The sequence below is a fragment of the Xanthomonas sp. LF02-5 genome (assembly GCF_034105325.1).
In the GTDB taxonomy this organism is placed as follows: domain Bacteria; phylum Pseudomonadota; class Gammaproteobacteria; order Xanthomonadales; family Xanthomonadaceae; genus Xanthomonas_A; species Xanthomonas_A sontii.
This window is the reverse complement of record NZ_JAXGGF010000002.1, coordinates 482,532-501,128: the sequence shown is the minus strand read 5'-3', so window position 1 is coordinate 501,128 and position 18,597 is coordinate 482,532. Positions and strand designations below refer to the sequence as shown.

Sequence of the window (18,597 nt, the reverse complement as noted above, 5' to 3'; positions counted from 1 at the left end):
CGGACCCTTGCACATGAATACCCTCAATGTCCGCACGCGGTTCTGGCTTGGCGCCTGCGCCATGCTCGCGCTGGTCGGCTGCGCCCACCAGAGCGCCTCGCTCTACCAGTGGGGCAGCTACCAGGATCAGGTCTACAGCCACTTCAAGGGCGGTAGCCCGGAACAGCAGATCCAGGCGCTGGAAAAGGACCTGCAGGTGATGCAGGCCGCCAACCGCAGGCCGCCGCCGGGACTGCAGGCGCATCTGGGCATGCTGTACGCCGAAACCGGCAACGATGCCAAAGCGCAGCAGGAACTCCTCGCCGAGAAGACGCAGTATCCCGAGTCCGGCACCTACATCGATCTGTTGTTGAAGAACGCCAGCAACGCGAGGAGCGCGCAATGAAGAACGTCGCAAGAATGGCCTGCGTGGCCGTGCTCGGTCTGCTGCTGAGCGCCTGCGCGACGCAGCCGATGTCGCAAGATTACAGCGCGTACAAGGCCAGCAAGCCGCGGTCGATCCTGGTCTTGCCGCCGGTCAGCCATGCACCGGACGTCAACGCCAGCCTGAGCGTGCTGTCGGTCACCACGTTGCCGCTGGCCGAAGCGGGCTACTACGTGATGCCGGTGGCGCCGGTCTACGAGACCTTCAAGCAGAACGGCATCACCGTGGCGGATGAAGCACAGGCGGTGTCTCCGGAGAAGTTGCGGGAAATCTTCGGCGCCGACGCCGCGCTGTACATCACCGTGGAAAAGTACGGTGCTGTCTACCAGATCATCAACAGCGTGGTCGTGGTCTCGGCCAACGCCAAGCTGGTGGATCTGCGCACCGGGACGGTGCTGTGGCAGGGCCAGGCACAGGCGTCGAGCGGCGAAAATCAGAACAACGCCGGGGGCGGCCTGGTCGGAATGCTGGTGACGGCTGCGATCAATCAGGTCGTCAACCAGGTCACCGACCAAGGGCATCAGATGGGGAACGTGGCCAGCCAGCGTCTGCTGTCCGCCGGCCACCCTGGCGGCTTGTTGTACGGGCCCTACAACCCGAAGTACGGCACCGACTGACCCGGCGCCCTGCCCCGTCTCCGTCAGGTTTGGCGGAGACGGGTAATGCCGCGATTCACACGTCGCCGCCGTCCGCCCAGCCTTCGCCGCTGCCGGCATGGAACACGCGGTCCTGCGCCTGTACCTGGCCAGCCGGCAGATGCGCCTGGTCGGCCAGTGCCGCATAGATCGGGGTGAAATCCGGCGCGGTCGCCTGCATCAGTTGCTCGAAGCTGTCGATGACGAAGTAGGTCTTCTGGTAGGTGTCGATGCGGTAGCGGGTGCGCATGATCCGCTGCAGGTCGAAGCCGATGCGGTTGGGGGCGTCCGACTCCAGCGAGTAGAGCGATTCGCCCTTCGACGAGACGATGCCGGCGCCGTAGATGCGCAGGCCGTCGGGGGTGTCGATCAGGCCGAACTCCACCGTGTACCAGTACAGCCGGGTCAGGTTCTGCAGCGCGTCCGGACCGATCGCGTGCGCCTTGACGCCGCCGCGCCCGTAGGCCTGCATGTAGTCGGCGAACAGCGGGTTCATCAGCAGCGGCACGTGGCCGAACAGGTCGTGGAACAGGTCCGGCTCGGCGATGTAGTCGATCTGCTCGGGACGGCGGATCCACCAGGTCACCGGGAAGCGGCGGTTGGCCAGGTGGTCGAAGAAGTCCAGCTCCGGCAGCAACCCTTCCACGCCGACCAGGGTCCAGCCGGTGGTCGCCTGCAGCACCGCGTTGAGCTCGTCGAAGCGCGGGATCGCCTGCGAACTCATGCCCATCGCGTCCTGCGCCTGCAGGAACTCGGCGCAGGCGCGGCCGACCAGCAGCTCGCGCTGGCGCGTGTACAGCGTGCCCCAGGTGGCGTGGTCGTCGGCGCTGTAGCTGTCCCACGGCTGGGTCACCACGGCCGTGGTGTAGACCGGCACGTAGCCCTTGTCGGTCTGCTGGTGTTCGACGCGGCGCGGTGCGGTGTCCATGGTCGACGCTCCGGAAAGGAATAGCCACGATGGTAGGCGCGCGGGCGCGCAATGGGCTTGCGAAGTTGCACGGATCGGCGCGCTGCGCGCAAGATTATTGCGTATAAGCCATGTTGCAGAGCAATAAATGACCGGATCGCCGACCTTCGACCGCACCGACCTGCGCCTGCTCGCCCTGCTGCAGCGGGAAGGCCGCGCCAGCAACGCCGAGCTGGCCGCGCAGGTGAACCTGTCGCCCTCGGCCTGCCTGCGCCGGGTGCAGCGGCTGGAGGCCGAGGGCGTGGTCGCCGGCTACGCCGCGCGGCTGGTGCCGGCGGCGATCGGCCTGGGCCTGCAGGCCTTCGTGCGCGTGCAGCTGGAGAAGCACGGCCAGAGCGGCATCGCCCATTTCGCCGACAGCGTGCAGGGCTGGGATGAGGTGGTCGCCTGCCATGCGCTGACCGGCGACATGGACTACTTGTTGCACGTCTACGTCCGCGATCTGGCTCACTTCTCCGCGTTTCTGCTGGACAAGTTGCTCAATGCCGCCGGCGTCGCCGACGTCAATTCCAGCTTCGTGCTGCGCACGGTCAAGGACTTCGCGGGCCTGCCGCTGCCGCGCGTTTAGCGGCCCATCGCCGATGTGTCGCAGCGTGTCGGTGCGTGGCCACCCTTGTTAAGTTGTTGCTAACGATTTACATTTGCGTTCTGCGACGGCCATCCACGGCCACAGCCCCTCCGCCAGCCCTGCCGGGCCAGCCACGCCGGTTTCCGCCGTGGAGTGCGGCTGCGCCTGTCCTTTTCCTGCCACCCGCGGCGCGACCGTGTCGCCCCGTGCCCAAACTTCGCGAGATCGATTCATGCTTTCCTCCGCTCCACGCCGTCTGCTGTCCCTCGCCGTGCTGTCCGCGCTCTCCGCCGCCTCGGCACCGCTGCTCGCCGCAGAAGCCGAGGCCGCGGCCGACGTGCAGCCGACCACGCTGGACAAGGTCGAGGTCAGCGGCAGCCCGAGCCGTGCGCAGCCGTCCACCACCACCCGCCTGCCGCTGACGCTGCAGGAGACGCCGCAGTCGGTGAGCGTGCTGGGCCAGCAGCGGCTGGAAGAGGAATCGCTGTTCAGCGTCAACGACGTCATGCGCAACGTCACCGGCGTCAACGTGTCCTTCTACGACACCCAGCGCCCGCTGTACTTCGCGCGCGGCTTCCAGATCACCGACTTCCAGGTCGACGGCCTGCCCACCTACAGCGGCTCCACCAACCAGGAATACGACATGGTCTTCTACGACCGCGTCGAGGTGATCCGCGGCGCCAACGGCCTGCTCAGCGGCGCCGGCATTCCCTCGGCCACGGTCAACCTGCTGCGCAAGCGCCCCGGCAAGAGCTTCGATGCGTCGTTCGCGGCCTCGCTCGGCACCTGGGACTTCCGCCGCACCCAGGCCGACGTCACCGCGCCGCTGACCGCCGACGGCCGCTTCCGCAGCCGTTTCGTCGCCGCCTGGCAGGACCGCGGCTACTACTACGACCACTACACCGAGAAGAAGATGTCCGGCATGGCGGTGCTGGAAGGCGACCTGACCGACACCACCACGGTCACCGTCGGCTACCAGCGCCAGGACAACGACCCGGTCGGCTCGACCTGGGGCACGGTGCCGTACTTCTTCGCCGACGGCAGCTTCGCCGACCTGCCGACCTCCACCAACCTGGCGCCGAAGTGGGCGCGCTGGCAGCGCAACACCCACACCACCTTCGCCAACCTGGAACAGCGCTTCGGCGACAACTGGCTGTTGAAGGTCAACCTGGCGCGCACCGAGGGCGAGGTCGAAAACCTGCGCGTCTACGGCAGCGGCTATCCCAGGCGCGACGGCAGCGGCATCTACCTGCGCGCCGCCGCCGGGCAGGCCACCGACACCCGCGACGGCCTGGACGTGTACCTGTCCGGCACGTTCCCCTTGTTCGGCCGCGACCACGACGTGGTGGTCGGCGGCAGCTGGCAGGACCTGCAGTCGACCACGCCGACCCTGGCGCTGCGCTACCCGGGCGACTGGACCACCTGCGGCCGCGAGCGCTGCTACTACATCCCCAACGTCTACGACTGGCACGGCGACGTGGGCCAGATCACCACCACGCGCACCGGCGCGCGGCGCGAGGCACGCACCACCCAGCGCGGCGTGTACGCCTCCACCCGGCTGCGCCTGGTCGAACCGCTGTCACTGATTGCCGGCGCACGCCTGAGTTCCTGGCAGACCCGCACCCAGGCCTTCGCCGCCGACGGCAGCTACACCGGCACCAGCGGCCGCTACCGGGTCAGCGACGAGGTCACGCCCTACGTCGGCCTGGTCTACGACCTCACCCCGGCCATCTCCACCTACGCCAGCTACACCGAGATCTTCAATCCGCAGAACTACAAGGACAAGGACAACAACCTGCTGGCGCCGGTGCAGGGCTCCAACCTGGAAGCGGGCATCAAGGCGCAGCTGGCCGACGGCCGCGCGCTGCTCAGTGCGGCGGTGTTCGAGGCCAGGCAGGACAACTATGCGGTGCGCGACATGACCCAGCCGGAAGCCTCGCTGCCCGACGGCAGCTCGGCCTACATCGGCGTCGACGGCACCAAGAGCCGCGGCTGGGAACTGGAATACAACGGCGAGTTGCGCCCGGGCTGGACGCTCAATGCCGGCTACACCCACGCCAAGGTCACCCGTGCGCCGACCGACGCGATCTACGCCAACCTGCCGGAGGACTATCTGCAGCTGTCCACCCAGGTGCGCCTGCCCGGCGCCTGGCAGCGCCTGAGCCTGGGAGGCGGCGTGAGCTGGCAGAGCGCGGTGCGCGGCTACAACATCCAGCGCCCGCTCGGCGACGGCAGCGCCGCCACGCGGCCGGTCACCGTGGTGCAGGATCCGTACGCGCTGGTGCACTTCAATGCCAACTACCAGCTCAGCACGCAGTGGACCGCGACGCTGGCGGTGACCAATGCATTGAACAAGAAGTACTGGGCCAACCTGGATTATCAGAACTACGGCGAGCCGCGGTTCGTCAGCGTTACGCTGCGCTGGCGGTACTGAGCGACGGCGCATGACAGGCAAGGACGCCCGTCGCGCAGCCCGGTATTGCTGCGATGGTGGTCGCCGTGGCGATGCGTGCCGATGGCCGGCACTGCGCGTCTATACTGCCGCCGCCATCATCGGAGGATGCAGATGCGACCCGCCACGCGCTTGGCCCAGTGCTTGTTGCTTGCCGGCATCCTGCCCCTGGCAGGGTGCGCACAGTCCGGCTCTGCCGACACGCCGGCGGCTACCTCCACCAATGCCCAGGGCTGCGTGAGACAGCGCCAGCTCGGCCCACAGGATCCGTTCAAGACGCCGCCGCCATTGATGGAGGCATGCCTGGGTCCGTACAAGCTACGCATTCCGGCCAACTACTTCGGCGACCAGATGGGGCCGAACTTCGACGACAGTTTCGGCCTGTACCTGGAATACCCGTCGCTGCAGCCGTTCGCACCGGGCGAACGCGCACATCTGAGCCTGGATGTGTCGACGCGGACGGTCGATATCGGGTACCACTATTTGAATGGCGTGGATCCAAATAACGTCCTATACGCGCCGAACTCTACGGATGATGGCGACCCGGCTGAACGTCTTGAGGGTAGAATTCAGGGTAAGGAGATTTATGGCCTGACGCCATACTATGCCGATCTGAAAAAATCCTTCACCTATTATCGCAAAAATGGCTATAACGAGTCGCACTCGGATGAGCCAACAAGCATTTTCAATGTCGCCAGTCAAAAAGACTGGTATGTGGCGCGCGACCACAATGGGCAGATCAGCACGCTGATCAAGTGCACCTCTCATGAAGTGACCGAGTCAGGTGTCGAGTACCGCGATGGGAGACTAGTCCGAAGCAAAGAAGATCCACTTCCGGACTGTACTCATTTGTTTGTCATAAAAGATTTGAGCGCCATGGTGGAAATCCGGTACGTCCGCTTCGCGCTGCCAGATTGGAAAAAGATCGAAGCAGCCGCGCGCGACAATCTGAAGAAGTTCATGGTGCAGAGTCGAGGGCTGTAAGGTGCGATCTATTCGGGATAAGGAGAATCTCTGATGACAGGACTTGATGAAAAGGATATCGAAATCCTCAAATACTATGCCCAAGATGGAAACCGGGAGCTTTATTGGAACTACCTCGCGCACAAGCAGGGCAATGACGGTTATGGCTTGCTTGCGCTTGGCGTAGTTCGCAACGACAACGCGCCAGGTGCCACTGCCAATGCGTTTGCAGATCGCCAGGCGCGGGAAGATGGCGTCCGCATGAGTGAGCGCCAATGGAATGGTTTCGGTGTCGACTTGATGAGGAGTGATTTCGAGCAGCGTGAGCTCTATCAGAAGAAAGCGCATCGCCCCGATCTGGCGCTCAATCTTCCAGTCAAGGACGTTGAAGCCGTCCACGACGCCACCTTCCAGAAGCACCACATCAACCCCAATGGCTGGACGCCGCGCGAACTGCTCGACGCCGCGCGCCGCCATGGTGGCGAGCCCGAGGCGGAGAAGGTCTGGTCGATGATGCTCGACAATTCCGCACTCGGCTTGAGCCGTGCCGGTTTCACCATGAACGACGTGCGCAAGTACGACGACGCGCAGTTGGATGCGATGTCCTACATCGGGCGCATGACCGCTGCGCGGGCGCTCGCGCACGAAGCGCGGCCGATCGCCGATCCGGAGCGGATCGGCGATCGGAGCGTCTACTACGAGCGCGATGCGCGGACCGGCAAATGGACCAACTGGGTCGATGGCGGCGAGCAGACCATCGCCCAGCCGGTGCGCGACCCGCAGCAGCTGCGCGAGCTTGACGATACGCGTGCACTGCGACTGGAGCGCCAGCAGTTACGCGAGCAGTTCCATCCCGAGGATCCGTACCGCCACCAGCCTATCCTGCGCAGCCCGCAGACGCTGGCCGAAGCCGATCCGGTGCGGGTTGGTCCGGCGACCGCGCAGGCCGCGCGCACGTCCGATCCCAGCGAGCCAGGCCATCCGCGTCATGCGCTGTACCAGCAGTGCGCCGCCGGCACCCAGGCGCTGGATCGGCAGTTGGGGCGCAGCCCCGATGCGGACAGCGCCTGCATGGCGGCCAGCGTCACCGACCTGGCCGCACGCAACGGTCTGCAGCGAGTGGATCACGTGCTGTTGAGCGAGCGCGGGCGCACGGCGCAGCCGGGCGAGCTGGTGTTCGTCGTGCAGGGCGATCCGAAGGATCCGGCGCACCTGCGCGCGCACATGTCCACCGAAGAGGCGATCCGCACGCCGGTAGCGCAGTCCTTCGAGCGGCTTGCCGAGTTCGATCGGCAGCAGGCGTTGGTCCAGGCGCAGCAGGTCGCCCTGCATCAGGATGTCCACCAGCAGGACGCGCAGCGGCAGAGTGCGGTGCCGCGGATCTGAGTGACGCGACGCCTGCGGGACCTGTGGTCATGTCCGCAGTGCGCATGCTGGATGCGCCTGCTGTGCGTCCCACGCCAGGCGTCACAGCGGCGCGCGCGGTTCTGCAAACTTGACTGGTGTGCTTACCCTCACCCCCGGCCCCTCTCCTGGCGGGAGAGGGGAGCGAATGCTCAGTCTTTCGGCTTGCAGGGATCGTCGCGGCGCAGCAGGCGGCCCAGTCGCGATTGCGGCTCGCACGGCGGCGGCGCCGGTTGCGCGGCCTTTGCCGCCGCGGCTGCCGCTGCCGCGCGCTGCTGCTGCAGTTGCGCCAGCTTGGCCTTGATCTGCGGCATCGCTGCCAGCGCGGCCTTTTCGCCTTCCAGGATCGCGGCGTTGCGCTGGGCGAAGTCGGCCGCGCCGATGTCGTTGACCTTGGGCCGGATCACGATGTCGGCGCGGCCCAGTTCCTGCTGGCCCAGGCGCTGGCCCATGATCGCGATCGACTGGTTGACGGTGCCGAGCATGCTGCCCGGGTTCTTGCCGCTGGCCTTGCTGGAGATGTCCACGGCGATGACGAAGTCGGCGCCGAGCTGGCGCGCCGCGTCCACCGGCACCGGGCTGACCACGCCGCCGTCCACGTAATGGAACTTGCCGATGGTCACCGGCTCGAACACGCCGGGGATGCTGCTGGACGCGCGCACCGCCTGGCCGGCATTGCCGCGCACGAACACGGTGCGCTCGCCGTCTTCCAGCCGGGTGGCGACCGCGGCGAACGGTTTGGCCAGCTTCTCGATCGGCTTGCCCTTGAGCTGGGCGTTGACGTAGTCCTGCAGCGCCTGGCCCTGCACCAGGCCGCCGGAGAACAGGCGCATGTCGCGGATGCTGCTCTCGTCCAGCGCCACCGCCGCCTGCTGCATCTGGAACGCGTCCATGCCGCTGGCGTACAGCGCGCCGACCACGCTGCCGGCGCTGGTGCCGGACACCACCGTCGGCTCCAGACCATTGGCCTGCAGCATCTTGATCACGCCGATGTGGGCGAAGCCCTTGGCCGCACCGCCGCCCAGGGCGATGCCGATGCGCAGCGGCTGGGCGGCCGGCGTGGGCAGCGGTGCCGGTCCGCTCACCACCGGGGCCGGCGGTGCCGGCTTGGGTTCGCCGCCACAGGCGGCAAGCAGGCCGAACAGGGACAGGGACAGCAGCAGGCGCGGGGAGCGGAACACGGTCATGGATGCGTCGCGGAAGGAAGAAGAAGGGAGGAGCCGGCGCGAGGATAGCCGCATCCTCCTGCACCGCCCACGACTGGAGGTCATGGGGTGGGGTGTGCGCGCGTTTCTGAGGCCTGGGGTTTGTGCGCCTGATGTTGCGAGGCGCTGCGCGCACGTACCCTCACCCCAACCCCTCTCCCGGGGGGAGAGGGGCTAATGCGCCGCTTTAGAAGTTGTTGTCGCCGTCGAGGATGCGGCCGAAGCCGCCCAGCACCGAGCCTTCGCCGCGGTTCTGCCCGCCTCCCTGCGGCGCGGCGGCGAACATGCGTCCGGCCAGGCGCGAGAACGGCAGCGACTGCAGCCAGACCTTGCCGGGGCCGGTGAGGGTGGCCAGGAACATGCCTTCGCCGCCGAAGAACATGCTCTTGATGCCGCTGACCGGGCGCACGTCCATGTCCACCGAGGCGTGGAAGGCGACCACGCAGCCGGTGTCCACGTCCAGCCGCTCGCCGGCCGCCAGCTCGCGCTCGATCACGCAGCCGCCGGCATGCACGAATACCCAGCCGTCGCCCTCCAGCTTCTGCATGATGAAACCTTCGCCGCCGAACAGGCCGGTCATGATCTTGCGCTGGAAATGGATGCCCAGCGACACGCCGCGTGCGCCGGCCAGGAAGCTGTCCTTCTGGCAGATCAGGCGGCCGCCGTGCTGGTCCAGCTTCATTGCCAGCACCGTGCCGGGATAGGGCGCGGCGAAGGCGACCTTGGCCTTGCCCTGGCCCTGGTGGGTGAACACCGTGGTGAACAGGCTCTCGCCGGTGACCAGGCGCTTGCCGGCCGACAGCAGCTTGCCCATCAGCCCGCCCTGGTTGCCGCCGGAACCGTCGCCGAACACGGTGTCCATCTGCACCGCCGCGTCCTTGAACATCAGGGCGCCGGCCTCGGCCACCGCGCTCTCGCCGGGGTCCAGCTCGATCTCCACGAACTGCATTTCGTGGCCGACGATGCGGAAGTCGATCTCGTCGGCGCGGCCGCCTGCGGCCGGCGGCGGCGGCAGGCCCGGCGGCAGGAACGTCGCGCCACCCTGCAGGGCCGCGATCTGCGCCACCGGCAGCCAGCCGTTCTGGCCCTGGCTCCAGGCCAGTGCCGTGGGGTTGTTGCGGGCGAAGGCGACTGCATCGGCATCGTCGAACGGGCCGGAGCGGGTCTGTTCGCTGCCGGTCAGGAAGTACCACTGGGTCATGGGTGCAGGTCCTTGGCGGGAAGTCGCGCGAGTCTAGCCTGCCGTCCCGGACCGTTCGCATCTGCCCAAAGGCAGGGGGCGGTGCAGCCGGTCCGCACGCTGCGCCTTACAACGCGCTGGCCGGGCGCACCTGCAGAACCTCGTTCTCCGCGGTGCAGTCGCCTGCCGGCATCCGCCCGGCCGCGCGGGCGGCGGCGATCTCGCCGCGCGCCGCGGCCAGGTCGGCGCGGAAGGCCGCATCGTCGTGCAGCCGCGCCACCGTGGCCGCGCCAATGAACCGGCCGGCGAGCACGTCGCTCTGCCAGTGCACGTTGCACACCAGCCGGCTCTCGCCGTAGTTGCGGCCGCGCGCGATCAGCGCAGTGGCGCGTTCGGGCGCGATCTCGCTCAGGATCAGCGCCCAGGCCCAGCCGATGGCGCTGTGTCCTGAGGGATAGGAGCCGCTCTGGCGCAGGTCGTCGAGATCGCCCGGGGTGCACACCGCCTGCGCGTTGCGCAGGAACGGCCGCGCGCGCTGGTACCGGCGCTTGGCCGCCTTGGTGGCGGCACTGGCGTCGATGCGGCTGCGCTCCAGCAAGGTGTACAGGTGCGGGGTGTGCTGCGCATCGATCGCCACGTCCAGCGCGCAGGCGAACTGGCCGGCGCCGTTCGGGAAGCTCAGGTCGGCATCGCGCGCGGCCTGCTGCCAGCGCGCGCTGCCGCGCAGGGCCAGCGCCTCGCGGTTGATCGCCATGTCCAACGCCTCACCCGGCGAGTCGGCTGCCGGCGGCGCCGGCAGCAGCTGCAGGCTGTCCGGCACCGCCGCGGCCGGCAGATAGCCCACCGCCTTGGCCGGCGCAGGCGCAGGCGCCGGTGCACGCAGCGCGGGACCGCTGCAGGCGGCCAGGGCGAGCGCCAGCACCACGGCGACGGAACGGACACGACAGGCGGGCGACACGGGCATGCGGACTCGGACAGCGACGGCGGATCGGTCAGTGTACGGTGCGATGCAGCGACGGGTCGCCCGAGGCGGCATGCCGCGGCGCGCGACTGCGGAGAGGAGCGGCTTCAGCCGCGACGGGCGTGACCGGGAAGGCCCGTCGCGGCTGAACCCGCTCCTCCGGAAGCAGGTTTGCGTATTTCTGGAAGCACCGTTCCCGCCTCAGCCCCCGTCACGCTCCTCGCGCGGCGGGAAGCGCAGCACGACCCCGCGCGGCGGCGCCGGCGGTGGCTGCCACAGCACCGGCACCTGGGTCGGCGGCGGCGGTTCCAGTTCGTCGTCGGCGACGAGGAGATCGTCGGTCTCGTCCTCGTCCTCCCAGCTGTAGCGCTTGCGCGGCGGCAGCGGATCGCGATGGCGCAGCAGCAGCGCGGCGACCACGCCGCCCACGGCACCGCCCAGGTGCGATTGCCAGGACACCCCGTCCTCGTGCGGCAGCACCGTCACCAGCATGCCGCCGTAGAACAGGAAGGCGATCATGCTGGCGGCGATCGCGGCGCGGTCGCGGCGCAGCAAGGCCAGCACGAACACCAGGAACAGCAGGCCGTGGGCGACGCCGCTGGCGCCCAGGTGATGGCTGCCGGGATCGCCGAGCCACCAGGCGCCCAGGCCCGAGCCCAGCCACAGCAAGGGCAGCCCGGCCAGGGTGGCGCGCGGATACACGCTGCCAGCCAGGGTGCCCAGGATCAGCAGGGCGCCAGCATTGGCCCCCAGATGCTCGAGCGAGCCGTGCAGCAGCGGTGCGGTCAGCACGCCGAGCAGGCCGGCGGCCGTGTGCGGCGCGACCGCCCAGGGCCGCCAGTCGAACAGGCCCTGGCTGGCGAACACCGCCACCAGCACCGCCACGAAGGCCAGGCTGGCATTGAACGCACGCAGGATCCGCGCGCGGTCGAAGCGGCCCTGCGCATCGGGTTCGGGCGTGGGCGAGGGGAGCGAAGAGGTGTCCATCCTCCCTGGATGGCGGCGCCGGGCGTCCAAGGCAAGGCGCCGCCGATGGGAGGGACTGGCCGCGGCCGCGGGACAATCCGCGGCCGCGGCGCCCGCGCCGGGTCAGTGCGCCGGCTTGGCCGGGCGCAGCAGGCTCAGCACCACGGTGGCGCCGATCACCACCGCCACCGCCAGCAGCGACACCAGTACCGGGATCTTGTACAGGTCGATGATCAGCATCTTGGTGCCGATGAACACCAGCACGATCGCCAGGCCGTAGGGCAGCAGGTGGAAGCGGTCGGCCATGCCCGCCAGCAGGAAGAACATCGCGCGCAGGCCCAGCACCGCGAACACGTTGGAGGTCAGCACGATGAACGGGTCGGTGGTGATCGCGAAGATCGCCGGAATGCTGTCCACCGCGAAGATCACGTCGGTGATCGCGATCAGCATCAGCACCGCGAACAGCGGAGTGAACCAGCGCTTGCCTTCCTGGGTCACGCTCAGCGCGTTGCCGTGGTACTGCGGCGTCAGGCGCAGATGCTTGCGCATGAAGCGCAGCACCGGGTTGGCCTCCAGGTCCGGCTCCTTGCCCGCCGAGAACCACATCTTGATGCCGGTCAGCAGCAGGAACGCGCCGAACACGTACAGCAGCCAGTGGAACTTGGTCAGCAGCACCGAGCCGGCGAAGATCATCACCGCGCGCAGCACGATCGCGCCGAGCACGCCGATCACCAGCACGCGCTGGCGCTGCTCCTCCGGCACCGCGAAGTAGCTCATAATCATCAGGAACACGAAGATGTTGTCGACCGCCAGCGACTTCTCGACCAGGTAGCCGGTCAGGAACTCAAGGCCGAGGCGGTTGCCGGTGGCCACGTCGATGGTCTCGCGCAGGTACCACCACAGGCCCGCATTGAACGCCAGCGCCAGCGCGATCCAGCCGATGCTCCACCACAGCGCTTCCTTGAAGGTGACCTTGTGCGGACCGCCGTGGCGCATCAGCACCAGGTCCGCCAGCAGCGCCACGACCACAACGATCGCGAAACCGCCCCACAACCACACGTTGCCTATCGTTTCCATTGGGAATTTTCCGTCAGTGAACAGGGAACCTCGGGGCCGCGGTGGCGGAGGCGTTCCGGACGGAGACGACGGATGTCGTCCAGAGGGTGCCTTCGCCACTGCGGCGAAGGTCTCGCTCGCAACCGGCGGACCGGTTGCCGTTGCACCGGAGCCCGCAGGCTCGAATTGACGGCGACAACGTCGGGAGCTACTCCCCTTCTGCGCGCATTCTTGCGGCTGCCGGCGGTGCCGTCAATCGGGGCGGCTACAATGGCGTTCATGAATAGTCCCCTGCCCGTAGTCCGTCTCAAGAACGCCTGGCGCTCCAGCCATCCTTGGATCTTCCAGAAACTGGTCGAAAAACCCGCCGCCAGGCCCAAGCCGGGCGCGCTGGTGGACGTGGTCGGGGTGGACGGCGACTGGATCGGCCGCGGCTTCTACAACGGCCACTCGCGCATCGCCGTGCGCATCCTCGAGACCCACCCCGACATCGCGGTCGATGAGTCCTGGTTCGCGCGCAAGATCGCCGAGGCGGTGTCGCTGCGCCGTGACGTGCTCAAGCTGGACGCGGTCAGCGATGCCTGGCGCGTGGTGCATGCCGAGGGCGACGGCCTGTCCGGCCTGGTGGTGGACCGCTACGGCGACCTGCTGGTGGTGGAGTTCTTCAGCGCCGGCATGTTCCGCCACCGCGAGTGGATCTACGCCGCGCTGCGCGCGCAGTTCCCCGGCGCGCGCTTCTACAGCTTCGCCGAGGAGCACGTGCAGAAGCAGGAGAGCTTCGACTACCGGCCGGTGTCCAGCAGCGGCGAGCGCCCGGAGCCGGCGATCATCAGCGAATACGGCGTGCGCTTCCGCGCCGATCCGGCTGGCGCGCACAAGACCGGCTTCTTCGCCGACCAGCGCGAGAACCGCCAGTGGCTGAGCCAGCAGGTGGAGGGAAAGCGCGTGCTCGACCTGTGCTGCAACACCGGCGGCTTCGCGGTCTACGCCAAGGTCCGCGGCGCCACCGAGGTGGTCGGCGTGGACATCGACGAGGACGTGATCGAGATCGCCAAGGGCAACGCTCGCCTCAACGACGTGCGGCCCAAGTTCGTGCAGGCCGACATCTTCCCGTACCTGCGCGATGCCGCTGCCCGCGGCGACCAGTACGACGTGGTGATCCTGGACCCGGCCAAGATGACCCGCGACCGCGACCAGGTGATCCCGGCGCTGAAGAAGTATCTGGACATGAACAAGCTGGCGCTGGGCGTGGTCGCTCCGGGCGGCCTGTTCGCCACCTTCTCCTGCACCGGCCTGGTCGCCGAGCACGAGTTCCTGGACATGCTGCGCCGCGCCGCCTATTTCTCCGGCCGCACCATCCAGATCCTGAAGGTGGCCGGCGCCGGCGCCGACCACCCGTTCATGGCCCACGTGCAGGAATCGCGCTACCTCAAGGCGGTGTTCTGCCGCGTGCTGGACTAGCGCGCCACGCATGCGCAAGGCCGAGCGGCGATGCCTGCGTGACGGCCTGATCCGGGTGCGCCGGCCGGCGATCGACGCCGCCGCTGCATGAAGATCGTCATCGCCCCGGACGCGTTCAAGGAAAGCCTGTCCGCGGCGGAGGCGGCCGCGCAGATCGCGGCCGGCTTCCGCAGCGTGTTCCCGGCCGCGCAGTACGTGCTGCTGCCGTTCGCCGACGGCGGCGAGGGCACGGTGGACGCGCTGGTCGCCGCTGGCGGTGGGCGCCGGGTCGCCTGCACGGTGACCGGGCCGCTGGGCGCGCCGGTCGCCGCGCAGTTCGGCCTGAGCAAGGACGGCGGCACCGCCCTGATCGAGATGGCCGCGGCCAGCGGGCTGATGCTGGTGCCGCCGCAACAGCGCGATCCATGCCTGACCGGCACCCGCGGCGTCGGCGAACTGATCCTGGCCGCGCTGGATGCCGGTGCGCGCCGGCTGCTGATCGGCATCGGCGGCAGCGCCAGCAACGACGGCGGCGCCGGCATGGCGCAGGCCCTGGGCGTGCGCCTGCTGGACGCGCACGGCTGCGACCTGGCCGCCGGCGGCGCGGCGCTGGGCGCGCTGGCGCGCATCGATCTGGACGGGCTGGACCCGCGACTGCGCGAGTGCACCATCGAAGTCGCCTGCGATGTCGACAACCCGCTGACCGGGCCGAGCGGCGCCTCGGCGGTGTTCGGGCCGCAGAAGGGCGCCACGCCGGCGATGGTCGCGCAGCTCGATGCCGGGTTGCGGCACTACGCCGAGGCGATCGAACGCACCTTGGGCGTGGCAGTGGCGCAACTGCCCGGCGCCGGCGCGGGCGGCGGTATCGGCGCGGCCCTGCTCGCCTTCCTCGGCGCGCGGCTGCGGCCGGGCGTGGAGATCGTCGCGCAGGCGCTGGGGCTGGAAGCGCACCTGGCCGGCGCCGATCTGCTGGTCACCGGCGAAGGCCGCCTGGACGGGCAGAGTGCGCAGGGCAAGGTGCCGGTCGGCCTCGCCCGCATCGCCCGGCGCCACGGCGTGCCGGTGCTGGCCATCGCCGGCGGTCTGGGCGAGGGCGCGGCGGATCTGCAGGCGCAGGGGATCGACGCGCTGTTCGGCGCTGTGCAGCGCGTGTCCACGCGCGAGGCCGCGCTGGCCGACGCTGCGGACGCCCTGCGCCAGTCCGCGCGCAACGTGGCCGCGGCGATCGCCCTGGGCCAGCGCCTCGGCGGCTCCCGGGCGCAATAGCGGTCTCACTGTCGGCTCGGCTTGGCGCTGCAAGCCGCAGCGTTGGGAGTCCTGTGTGGGAGGGACTTCAGTCCCGACGCGGTGACCGGTGATTGCCGCAGGACCCCGCGAGGCGGTTGCCCCGCGCGTCGCGGCTGAAGCCGCTCCCACATATGGGTATGTCGCAGCGGATGCGCCACGTGCAGGCAAGCCCTGTGGGAGGGACTTCAGTCCCGACGCGACGACTGTCGGTCTCCGCAATGCTGGCAGGGAAGCCCGTCCCCAAGCCAGGCCTGACGTCGGCGCCCGCCCGCTGCGACCAATCCCGAATCCCCAATCCCAACTCTCCAGGCCCGCACCAAACTGGTGCGGCAGCCGCGCCCATTTGGCGCGCGCTGCCCCGTTCAGGTAAACTGAAAACGTTTACAACACGGATTCTAACGCCATGGAAACCCCCAATCTCCCGCAACGTGCGCCGCTCAGCCCGAAGTGGCAGTTCCGCTTCGACTTCTTCGACCGTTACGGCGCCCCGTCCACGCCCGAGTACAAGGCCGCGTTCAAGGCACTGCCGTTCATGGAACGGTTGAAGATCAACATGAACTTCTTCGCCCTGTTCTTCGGCTTCATCTACTTCTTCATCCTCGGCATGTGGCGCAAGGCGCTGGGGTTGATCGGCATCTGGCTGGCGCTGGCTGTGGTCGCGGCGTTCCTCCCCGAGGCGATCGGCCGCGGCCTGGGCATCGCCTACTCGCTGCTGGTCGGCATGGCCGCCAACTACGCCTACTACCTGGACCAGCGCAAGGGCAGCGTCAGCTGGAACCCGTTCGAAGGCCTGCGTTGGTGGTAAGCGTCGGGCACGGCGGCGCGCAGGTGCGACACGCCGCCGCTGCGCTCAACGCTTGCGCTTCCAGAACTGCCAGGCCGGTGCCGGCTTCGGCGTGACCGCCGCGGCCTGCGCCGGGGCCAGCTGGCCCTGAATGCCGGTCAGCCGCGCCTGCGCATCGAATGCCAGGACGATGCGGGTGTTGCCGCGCGTCGCCACGGTCTGCGCGGCGTCGCGCTGCAGGGCATAGCCCTGATCGGCCAGGAAGCCGTCGGTCATGGCCCGGTGGTCGAGTTCGAACTGCATCGGCAATTCGCCGAGCAGGCGCAGCACGCGGGCGTCGTCGCACGGCGCGAAGACCGCGGCCGGTACGTCCTCGAGCAGGAAGAACAGCGCGCCGCCGTCGTACGGCGCGCGGTAGTAGCAGCGCCCGCGCAGGGCACCGGCGAGCAGGGCGATCTGGTGGCCGCCGTCCTCGCCCAGCGCCGAGGACGGCGCGGCCAGTTCGGCGATGCCCTCGCGCTCGCCGTGCGCACGTAGCGCATTGGCATCGGCCAGCAGGGCCGGTGGCAGGTTGCTGGCGGTGTTGGCCCAGGCCCACAGCCAGCTGGCGCTGGCTTCTGCGGCGGTGCCCAGCAATTGAATCGGGAACTGCAGGTCCTCGCCGAAGTACACCTGGCCTTCGCCCAGGTCCATTTGCCAGCGACGCTCGGCCAGCACGTCGGCCAGCGCCAGCTGGCGGGCGTAGGCGCTGCCGATGTGCCGTGCCAGCGCTGCCTGGAACGCCGGGCTCATCGCGGCGTCTGCGGCGCGCGCTGCAGCAGGCTGTTGCGGCGGCCGTACAGCAGGTAGGCGACCACGCCCAGCGCGTTCCACAGCCCGAACCAGATCTTCGTGGTATCCGGCAGGCTCCAGAACAGGTACAGGCAGCCGCCGATCGCCAGCGGCCCGACCAGCCACGCCAGCGGCGTGCGGAAGGTGCGGGCGCGGCCGGGTTCGCGGCGGCGCAGGACCAGCATGCACGCGGCCACGGCGATGAAGGCGGCCAGGGTGCCGGCATTGGCCAGCGCGGCGATCTCGTCCAGCCGCGCCACGCCGGCCAGCGCCGCCACCAGCACCGCGGTGAACAGGGTGGTCGCCACCGGGGTGCCGGTACGCGCGTTGACCTTGGACAGCCCGCGCGGCAGCAGGCCGTCGCGCGACATCACGAAGAAGATCCGGCTCTGCCCGTACAGGAACGCCAGCAGCACGGTGGGCAGCGCGATCACCGCGACCACGCCGATCGCCGCCGCCGCCTTGCCTTGGCCGAGTTCGCGCAGGATCAGCGCCAGCGGCTCGGCGCTGGCGCCGAACACGTCGTAGCGCATCGCGCCGACCGCGGCCAGCGCCACCAGGATGTAGATCAGGGTGCAGCCGATCATCGAACCGACGATGCCGATCGCCAGGTCGCGCTTTGGGTTCTTGGTTTCCTCGGCGGCGGTGGAGATCGCATCGAAGCCGTAGAAGGCGAAGAAGATGATCGCCGCCGCCGCCATGACCCCGTGCGCGACGCCGTCGGCGCCGACCGTCTTGGGGAAACCGTAGGGCATGAACGGGTGCAAGTTGGCGCTCTGGAACGCCGGCAGCGCCACCGCCACGAAGATGCCCAGGGCGATCAGCTTCAGCACCACCAGCACCGCGTTGAGCGTGGCGCTCTCCTTGGTGCCGGCCATCAGAAGGCCGGCCACGGCGAAGGTGATCAGCACCGCCGGCAGGTTGACGATGCCGCCGGCATGCGGCCCCGCGGTCAGCGCCGCCGGCAGGTTCAGGTCCATGCCGGTCTGCGCACTGGCCCAGTGCAGGAAGCCGACGAAGTAGCCGGACCAGCCCACCGCCACCGTGCTGACCACCAGCGAGTACTCCAGGATCAGGCTCCAGCCCACCACCCAGGCGATCGCTTCGCCCAGCGCGACGTAGCTGTAGGTGTAGGCGCTGCCGGCGGCCGGCATCATCGTCGCCATCTCCGCATAGGCCAGCGCGGCGCAGGCGCAGATCGCCCCGGCCACCGCGAACGACACCAGCACCGCGGGCCCGGCCAGCTGTGCGCCGACGCCGATCAAGGTGTAGATGCCGGTGCCGACGATCGCGCCGATGCCCAGCGCCACCAGATGCGACCAGCTCAGCGAGGGCACCAGCCGGCGGCCGGCCTCGTGGACGGTGACCAGGTCGAGCGACTTGCGCCGGAACAGGAACGACATGCGGGCCTCGGGGTGCGGAAGTGACAAGCCCGGCAGTGTCGCCGAATGCGGTGCAGCAAAGCTACGCCTGC

Annotated in this window: 17 protein-coding genes; 9 read left to right on the top strand and 8 right to left on the bottom strand. The window is 68.9% G+C overall.

Going from position 1 to position 18,597, the window contains the following annotated elements; translation table 11 throughout:
- Positions 1-13 precede the first annotated feature (13 nt).
- Together SLW52_RS08210 and SLW52_RS08205 are read left to right on the top strand one after the other, a co-directional pair.
- Positions 14-385 carry a DUF4810 domain-containing protein gene (locus SLW52_RS08210; RefSeq protein WP_017914534.1) on the top strand — a complete coding sequence of 124 codons (372 nt, stop codon included), beginning with the start codon at positions 14-16 and terminating at the stop codon, positions 383-385.
- Positions 382-1,041, top strand: coding sequence for a DUF799 domain-containing protein (locus SLW52_RS08205; RefSeq protein ID WP_320739958.1), 660 nt, complete (start codon positions 382-384; stop codon positions 1,039-1,041). Before SLW52_RS08210 ends, SLW52_RS08205 begins: the two co-directional genes overlap by 4 nt.
- A gap of 55 nt (positions 1,042-1,096) precedes the next feature.
- Here SLW52_RS08205 and phhA read toward each other — a convergent pair whose 3' ends face one another.
- Entirely contained in the window at positions 1,097-1,987 is an 891-nt protein-coding gene (gene phhA / locus SLW52_RS08200) for a phenylalanine 4-monooxygenase (protein WP_017914533.1), read from the bottom strand.
- Positions 1,988-2,114: 127 nt separating this feature from the next.
- Between phhA and SLW52_RS08195 the strand changes: the two genes are divergently transcribed.
- From SLW52_RS08195 to SLW52_RS08180, 4 genes are all read left to right on the top strand, one after another.
- Positions 2,115-2,594, top strand: a complete 480-nt coding sequence (locus SLW52_RS08195) for an Lrp/AsnC family transcriptional regulator (protein ID WP_152239773.1) — start codon at positions 2,115-2,117, stop codon at positions 2,592-2,594.
- Positions 2,595-2,826: 232 nt separating this feature from the next.
- A complete protein-coding gene (locus tag SLW52_RS08190; RefSeq protein ID WP_152239772.1) occupies positions 2,827-5,028 on the top strand; it encodes a TonB-dependent siderophore receptor in 2,202 nt (733 codons plus the stop codon).
- A 132-nt stretch (positions 5,029-5,160) separates the two neighbouring features.
- A complete protein-coding gene (locus SLW52_RS08185; protein ID WP_152239771.1) occupies positions 5,161-6,030 on the top strand; it encodes a hypothetical protein in 870 nt (289 codons plus the stop codon).
- A gap of 33 nt (positions 6,031-6,063) precedes the next feature.
- On the top strand, positions 6,064-7,395 hold the full coding sequence (locus tag SLW52_RS08180; protein WP_226977888.1) for an XVIPCD domain-containing protein: 1,332 nt from the start codon (positions 6,064-6,066) through the stop codon (positions 7,393-7,395).
- A 170-nt stretch (positions 7,396-7,565) separates the two neighbouring features.
- On the opposite strand, the gene SLW52_RS08175 is transcribed toward SLW52_RS08180, so the two are convergent.
- The 5 genes from SLW52_RS08175 to SLW52_RS08155 form a co-directional block, all read right to left on the bottom strand.
- On the bottom strand, positions 7,566-8,600 hold the full coding sequence (locus SLW52_RS08175; protein ID WP_148827390.1) for a patatin-like phospholipase family protein: 1,035 nt from the start codon (positions 8,598-8,600) through the stop codon (positions 7,566-7,568).
- 205 nt (positions 8,601-8,805) lie between these two features.
- Positions 8,806-9,819: a TIGR00266 family protein gene (locus SLW52_RS08170; RefSeq protein WP_017908407.1), complete on the bottom strand. Its 1,014-nt coding sequence runs from the start codon at positions 9,817-9,819 to the stop codon at positions 8,806-8,808.
- 106 nt (positions 9,820-9,925) lie between these two features.
- Positions 9,926-10,762, bottom strand: a complete 837-nt coding sequence (locus SLW52_RS08165) for a phosphatase PAP2 family protein (protein WP_152237222.1) — start codon at positions 10,760-10,762, stop codon at positions 9,926-9,928.
- A 198-nt stretch (positions 10,763-10,960) separates the two neighbouring features.
- Positions 10,961-11,746 carry a rhomboid family intramembrane serine protease gene (locus SLW52_RS08160; protein WP_320739957.1) on the bottom strand — a complete coding sequence of 262 codons (786 nt, stop codon included), beginning with the start codon at positions 11,744-11,746 and terminating at the stop codon, positions 10,961-10,963.
- 102 nt (positions 11,747-11,848) lie between these two features.
- The gene (locus SLW52_RS08155) at positions 11,849-12,802 is read right to left on the bottom strand and encodes a TerC family protein (RefSeq protein WP_010343036.1); all 954 of its coding nucleotides are present in this window, start codon (positions 12,800-12,802) and stop codon (positions 11,849-11,851) included.
- 258 nt (positions 12,803-13,060) lie between these two features.
- Here SLW52_RS08155 and SLW52_RS08150 point away from each other — a divergent pair, with 258 nt between their 5' ends.
- The 3 genes from SLW52_RS08150 to SLW52_RS08140 all read left to right on the top strand — a co-directional run bounded on the left by SLW52_RS08150 (position 13,061) and on the right by SLW52_RS08140 (position 16,313).
- Positions 13,061-14,242, top strand: coding sequence for a class I SAM-dependent rRNA methyltransferase (locus SLW52_RS08150; RefSeq protein WP_152180921.1), 1,182 nt, complete (start codon positions 13,061-13,063; stop codon positions 14,240-14,242).
- An 87-nt stretch (positions 14,243-14,329) separates the two neighbouring features.
- Positions 14,330-15,487, top strand: coding sequence for a glycerate kinase (locus SLW52_RS08145; RefSeq protein WP_152180920.1), 1,158 nt, complete (start codon positions 14,330-14,332; stop codon positions 15,485-15,487).
- A 424-nt stretch (positions 15,488-15,911) separates the two neighbouring features.
- A complete protein-coding gene (locus SLW52_RS08140; RefSeq protein WP_017909243.1) occupies positions 15,912-16,313 on the top strand; it encodes a DUF2628 domain-containing protein in 402 nt (133 codons plus the stop codon).
- A 45-nt stretch (positions 16,314-16,358) separates the two neighbouring features.
- Here SLW52_RS08140 and SLW52_RS08135 read toward each other — a convergent pair whose 3' ends face one another.
- Entirely contained in the window at positions 16,359-17,084 is a 726-nt protein-coding gene (locus SLW52_RS08135) for a DUF6882 domain-containing protein (protein ID WP_152239766.1), read from the bottom strand.
- Positions 17,081-18,526 carry an amino acid permease gene (locus tag SLW52_RS08130; RefSeq protein ID WP_320739955.1) on the bottom strand — a complete coding sequence of 482 codons (1,446 nt, stop codon included), beginning with the start codon at positions 18,524-18,526 and terminating at the stop codon, positions 17,081-17,083. The genes SLW52_RS08135 and SLW52_RS08130 overlap by 4 nt, the downstream gene beginning before the upstream one ends.
- Positions 18,527-18,597 lie beyond the last annotated feature (71 nt).

Coding starts and splice junctions, on each gene's coding strand:
- SLW52_RS08210 (WP_017914534.1), top strand. CDS start 14: ATGAATACCCTCAATGTCCGCACGCGGTTCTGGCTTGGCGCCTGCGCC.
- SLW52_RS08205 (WP_320739958.1), top strand. CDS start 382: ATGAAGAACGTCGCAAGAATGGCCTGCGTGGCCGTGCTCGGTCTGCTG.
- phhA (WP_017914533.1), bottom strand. CDS start 1,987: ATGGACACCGCACCGCGCCGCGTCGAACACCAGCAGACCGACAAGGGC.
- SLW52_RS08195 (WP_152239773.1), top strand. CDS start 2,115: ATGACCGGATCGCCGACCTTCGACCGCACCGACCTGCGCCTGCTCGCC.
- SLW52_RS08190 (WP_152239772.1), top strand. CDS start 2,827: ATGCTTTCCTCCGCTCCACGCCGTCTGCTGTCCCTCGCCGTGCTGTCC.
- SLW52_RS08185 (WP_152239771.1), top strand. CDS start 5,161: ATGCGACCCGCCACGCGCTTGGCCCAGTGCTTGTTGCTTGCCGGCATC.
- SLW52_RS08180 (WP_226977888.1), top strand. CDS start 6,064: ATGACAGGACTTGATGAAAAGGATATCGAAATCCTCAAATACTATGCC.
- SLW52_RS08175 (WP_148827390.1), bottom strand. CDS start 8,600: ATGACCGTGTTCCGCTCCCCGCGCCTGCTGCTGTCCCTGTCCCTGTTC.
- SLW52_RS08170 (WP_017908407.1), bottom strand. CDS start 9,819: ATGACCCAGTGGTACTTCCTGACCGGCAGCGAACAGACCCGCTCCGGC.
- SLW52_RS08165 (WP_152237222.1), bottom strand. CDS start 10,762: ATGCCCGTGTCGCCCGCCTGTCGTGTCCGTTCCGTCGCCGTGGTGCTG.
- SLW52_RS08160 (WP_320739957.1), bottom strand. CDS start 11,746: ATGGACACCTCTTCGCTCCCCTCGCCCACGCCCGAACCCGATGCGCAG.
- SLW52_RS08155 (WP_010343036.1), bottom strand. CDS start 12,802: ATGGAAACGATAGGCAACGTGTGGTTGTGGGGCGGTTTCGCGATCGTT.
- SLW52_RS08150 (WP_152180921.1), top strand. CDS start 13,061: ATGAATAGTCCCCTGCCCGTAGTCCGTCTCAAGAACGCCTGGCGCTCC.
- SLW52_RS08145 (WP_152180920.1), top strand. CDS start 14,330: ATGAAGATCGTCATCGCCCCGGACGCGTTCAAGGAAAGCCTGTCCGCG.
- SLW52_RS08140 (WP_017909243.1), top strand. CDS start 15,912: ATGGAAACCCCCAATCTCCCGCAACGTGCGCCGCTCAGCCCGAAGTGG.
- SLW52_RS08135 (WP_152239766.1), bottom strand. CDS start 17,084: ATGAGCCCGGCGTTCCAGGCAGCGCTGGCACGGCACATCGGCAGCGCC.
- SLW52_RS08130 (WP_320739955.1), bottom strand. CDS start 18,526: ATGTCGTTCCTGTTCCGGCGCAAGTCGCTCGACCTGGTCACCGTCCAC.